The organism is Phormidium pseudopriestleyi FRX01, assembly GCF_017313335.1.
GTDB classification, from domain to species: Bacteria; Cyanobacteriota; Cyanobacteriia; order Cyanobacteriales; family Laspinemataceae; genus Laspinema; species Laspinema pseudopriestleyi.
Window position 1 is genome coordinate 1 of record NZ_JAFLQW010000444.1, and the last position, 4449, is coordinate 4449.

Below are 4449 nucleotides of genomic sequence, written 5' to 3' on the forward strand. Positions count from 1 at the left end.
ACTGCCCACCTTACTCCGAATAACTGTAGGTGGGCAGTGCCCACCCTACTCCTACTGGTCCCCTGGCTGCTAAAAATCAGCAATTCCATCGAAGGTAGGAGTGGGGAGGCAGCGGATAAAGGCTTGAGCTTCGGGATGTTCGGATTGCAACAATTCTGTAGGAGTGCCTAGCATGACCATTTTGCCATCCTGCATCAAGCCGATGCGGGTTGCCAAGCGCAAGGCTTCATGAATGTCATGGGTGACAAAAATTACGGTTTTGCCGAGTTGCTGTTGCAGGTGTCTAAATTCCCGTTGGAGTTCCAGACGGGTAATCGGGTCCACGGCCCCAAAGGGTTCATCCATGAGTAAGACGGGGGGATCGGCTGCTAGTGCGCGGGCGACGCCGACGCGCTGGCGTTGACCCCCGGAGAGTTGGTGAGGGTAGCGGTTGAGGAAATGTTGGGGTTCTAATCCGACGAGTTCGAGGAGTTCGGTGACGCGGTTCTGGATGCGATCGCGGTCCCACCCCTGAAGAGACGGGACAAGACCCACATTTTTCGCCACGGTGAAATGGGGAAATAAACCAATGTCCTGAATGACATAGCCCATCCGTCGCCGCAACTGAATCGGGTCCCATTGAGTGGTGGGTTTGCCCTCGACGAGGACCTCGCCCTGGGTGGGAATTTTAAGCGCATCCATCAGGGCGATCGTGGTGCTTTTGCCGCTGCCACTGCGTCCAATCAGCACTAAGGCTTCACCACGGTTGACTTTAAAATTCAAATTGGCGACTAAATTTCGCTGATTCACCCGAAAGGTGACATCCCAAAATTCAACAACTGAATCGTTAACAGGGGGGTTGGGTAAGGACATAGATCGATAGATCTCTGGATCGATGGGAGGGGTGGGGGAGAATGCTGATCCGGACGACTTCGCAGGTTCGGGCGGCGTTTCTAGGATTGAACGGTTGAGTCAGTTCGGTTCTGTGGCTTGTAGAAGAGTGGCGATCGAGTAAAGTAAATTAAGAAAGGTACTGGAGGAGGACCGGATCGTTGGGACTGCAAAACAAGCTAGTGCAATATTGTTGCAGAGGGAGATATATTTGTAAGTTTATAGAAAATGGGTCCTAGGCGGGAGATCTCTGCCCGAATTAGGGGACCGATCGCCACGGGGAGAACAGAACAAAACGCGAAATGCCAAACCGGGCATTCAGACTGACCCCGTTCAGATTTTAAGCCATTCGTGCCAAAAATCAACCTTGGCGTGGAAACTGGGCAATAATATCGATGCGCGCAAATGAGCGTTATGTTACAAAGCCTTAAGAAAGGCATACAGTAAGGGGGGCAAAGGGAACCCGAAAGCAATGCATAAGATCCTGTTGGTAGAAGATAATGAGATGAATCGGGATATGCTATTGCGTCGTCTGAAGCGTCGGGGCTATGAGGTCATCGTAGCCGTCGATGGCGGACAAGGCGTCACAATGGCTCATGCCGAAACACCTGACTTGATTTTGATGGATATGAGTTTGCCGGTACTGGATGGGTGGGAAGCAACTAGGCGGATTAAAGCGGCACCGGATACTCAGTGGATCCCAATTATTGCATTAACTGCTCATGCCATGTCTGGCGATCGCGAGAAATGTCTGGCGGCAGGATGCGATGATTATGACACCAAACCCGTGGAGTTTCCTCGGTTGTTGGAGAAAATTCAGTTACATATTTCCAAACAACAGACTGTTTAGGATGCTTTTTGCACTCTGATGTTGAATGGGGAGAATGGATCAGGAAAATTTCAGGGATGCGATCGCCACGGGGTCAATTTCTTCACGCTTGGACAGTCATGAATGGGGATTTCTATCAGTCCACAGAAGTTTTGAGTCATATTTTTAAACATTCTGAGTTCTCCATGCGCGAACTGGGAATTTTTAATGGAGGGGGATTCTGGGTCAATCTTAAAATCAGGAGATCTGGATAAAAGGGCAGCCGCCCTCATCCGTAAAACCTCAATTTTTCCCGATGATTCATTCATCCCCCTTCGCCAGTCTGGGTTATTTCCTGATTTTTTGGTTAATCTCAACCCTAATCTTAGTAAATATCCGTGATTCGTGAAATAAGGCGAGCACAAAGGAGGGAAGAAAGGTGAATCAATGATGCAAAGTACCTGCCGGTTTGGGCAGAAATTTTTGTGATCATAAATGGAAATTTAACTGCCGCCGATTGTCTGAAATTGAGGTTAACGCTTCACTTCCTTGAGATCGTTTAGTATCGGGAATCAAAAATAGCGGTTAGGAAAGCAGTGGATAATATCCCGTTGATGACAAGACAGGAACTCTAAACAGGACAGTTCAAGTCAAACCCACCCTCTTCGCTAAAGAGATCTCATCAAGATGCCTATTAATTTACCAGCCCAAAATTTGAAGCCTAATCCAGATGTGAACTCCAACCCCGAAAATCAGCGGGGGGGACTGATTCAAGCTTACACCCTGGTGGGAATCCTCTTGGGTTGCACGATCGCAGTCAGTGCATGGATTCTGGATATCGTGATTCGAGATGTGGACTGGTCTTTAGGGGCGATCGCCCTGGTCCATACCAACAATCCACTCCACTGGATCCTAGACCTCAACCCCCTATTCTTCGGCTGGATGGGGTGGACTTGGGGACAATTAAAAATTGCCCAGAAAACAACCCATCCGTTGCCTTTGGGCCTCAATTCTCTGGAAAGTGACGGCTACGGCATCCAATCCCTCGGGAATCCCACAGCAGACCAATTGGCACTTTACCTCAATCATCTCCCGATCGCCGTCATTGAATTGAACCTCAACGGTGAAATTCAAACCTGGAATTCCACTGCAGAAACCCTATTTGGCTATCATGCCATCGAAGCGATCGCCACCCCTTTACTCACAGCCATCATCCCAGAAAATGCCCGTCCTGATTTCCAAAACCACTGGAATCAGTTCTTAACCCACCCCTGTAAACAGCGTTGGCGCTTAGAAAATTGCACCCAAGACGGCAGAACCATAACTTGTGAATGGAATGTTCTTCCTCTGTTCAATCCCTCCAATGAACTCATCGGAATCGCTGCCTTAGTTTGCGAAATTACTCAGCAGGTGCAAACCGAAATGGCTTTACGCGATAGCGAAGCCCGATTACGCCGACTCTCCGAAGCCACCTTTGAAGGCATCATCATTCATAGCCGAGGAAAAATTATTGATGTCAATCAAGCCCTCGTAAAAATGAGCGGCTACTCAGAAGCAGAGTTGATTGGCAACAATGCCTTTAATTTTTTAACTCCCAACTCTAAAAAAATTGCTTTGCAAATGATTACCGCAGGGGATGAAACCCCCTATGAAGTAGAGCTTTTAAAAAAAGATGGCACGATTTCGGTCGTAGAAATTCAGGGAAAAGAAATTTTAAATCCCGGGGGAGGACTCCGGGTGGCAGCGGTGCGAGACATTAGCGATCGCAAGCGGTCCCAAGACCTGGAAAAATTGCTCATCGCCACGGTGACTGAAAATCAACGAACCCTAACCACCCTGATGAGCAACCTTCCGGGCATGGTTTATCGCTGTAAAAATGACCGAAACTGGACAATGGAATTTGTCAGCGATGGATGTGTCGCTTTAACCGGATATAATCCAGAAGATATCATCAGGAATCGCCGGGTTTCTTTGTCCCAAATCATTCATCCTGATGATCAAGACAAACTATGGGCAAAGGTCCAATCCAGTTTACAAAACCAACAGCCCTTTGAATCCGCTTACCGAATCATCACTCGGACGGGAGAAACCAAATGGGTTTGGGAACAAGGACGAGGGATTTTTTCAGTCACCGGAGAATTATTTGCCCTAGAAGGTTACGTAACCGATATTACCGAACGCACCAAATCCTTAGAAGCCTTGCGGCACAGTGAAGCCCGCTATCGGGCTATTTCTGAACTGGCTTCGGATTTTGTCTATTCCCTGACCCTCAATGAGCAGGGTGAACCGATCGCCGAATGGGTCACTGAATCCTTTAAACGGATCACCGGCTATACCCGAGAGGAAATCAATCAAAAAGGTGGCTGGCATCAGGTAATTCATCCCCAGGATTTGCCCAAATTTCGGCAATTCGAGCGAGAAATGCTCGGGGAATATGGGGCAGTATTGGAATACCGAATTTTTACCAAATCCGGTGAAATTTGTTGGTTGCGCGATTCTGCGCGAACCGTTGAGAACCCAGGGGAAGAACCGAGGAAAAAGGTTTTGGGCTCGGTGCAGGACATTAGCGATCGCAAGCGGTCCGAGTTCCAAATGTTACACGCCATGTCCTTATTGAGCAAAAGCGAAGCCAAAAATCGCGCCTTGCTCAATGCCATGCCTGATTTAATGTTTCGCTTTGATCGCAAACAAAAAATTCTGGACTTTAAACCTGTCAATGGCATCGATTTTGGGAACTTAACTGGACAATTTTTAGGTAAAAAATTAAGTGA

3 protein-coding genes are annotated in these 4449 nt (G+C 48.1%); 2 read left to right on the forward strand and 1 reads right to left on the reverse strand.

Going from position 1 to position 4449, the window contains the following annotated elements:
* Positions 1–69: 69 nt before the first annotated feature.
* Positions 70–852, reverse strand: coding sequence for an ATP-binding cassette domain-containing protein (locus J0895_RS16695; protein ID WP_207089172.1), 783 nt, complete (start codon positions 850–852; stop codon positions 70–72).
* A 490-nt stretch (positions 853–1342) separates the two neighbouring features.
* Between J0895_RS16695 and J0895_RS16700 the strand changes: the two genes are divergently transcribed.
* Positions 1343–1720 (forward strand): response regulator, encoded by a 378-nt coding sequence (locus J0895_RS16700; protein WP_207089173.1) that lies wholly within the window; start codon positions 1343–1345, stop codon positions 1718–1720.
* Between the two features lie 645 nt (positions 1721–2365).
* On the forward strand, positions 2366–4449 hold a 2084-nt coding region (locus J0895_RS16705; protein WP_207089174.1), incomplete at its 3' end, for a PAS domain-containing protein.

What these genes read in the sequence shown, in the direction of transcription:
- J0895_RS16695 (WP_207089172.1), bottom strand. Translation starts at nt 852, where the DNA reads ATGTCCTTACCCAACCCCCCTGTTAACGATTCAGTTGTTGAATTTTGG.
- J0895_RS16700 (WP_207089173.1), top strand. Translation starts at nt 1,343, where the DNA reads ATGCATAAGATCCTGTTGGTAGAAGATAATGAGATGAATCGGGATATG.